Source organism: Pleomorphochaeta sp. DL1XJH-081, from assembly GCF_049310885.1.
Taxonomy (GTDB): Bacteria; Spirochaetota; Spirochaetia; order Sphaerochaetales; family Sphaerochaetaceae; genus CAYZJV01.
Map to the genome: position 1 here is coordinate 1 of NZ_JBMDYO010000192.1, position 245 is coordinate 245.

Below are 245 nucleotides of genomic sequence, written 5' to 3' on the forward strand. Positions count from 1 at the left end.
GGGTATTGTTGGCTATGGCGATGTCGGTGAGCGCGGTGGCGTAGCTCTCGGCCGCGGTGTTCGCCATCCTGGCGCCGGACGCGCCGCGACCGCCGCGGGGTTTGAAGGTGAGCCGGGCGAGCTTGAAGTTTGATGAGAGGGAGAATTTGAGTGCTGGTTTGGTTTGGATTTGCGCCGACGGCGGCGAGCGGGAACGGAATGCGATTGGAGTTTGCTGCAGGGCGGCGGCCATTATAGCGTCGGAG

The 245-nt window shown here is 63.7% G+C and carries 1 protein-coding gene; it reads right to left on the minus strand.

The features are described from left to right. A partial coding sequence (locus ACODJP_RS14425; protein ID WP_422482674.1) for a hypothetical protein occupies nucleotides 1-232 on the minus strand: 232 nt, incomplete at its 3' end. Nucleotides 233-245 lie beyond the last annotated feature (13 nt).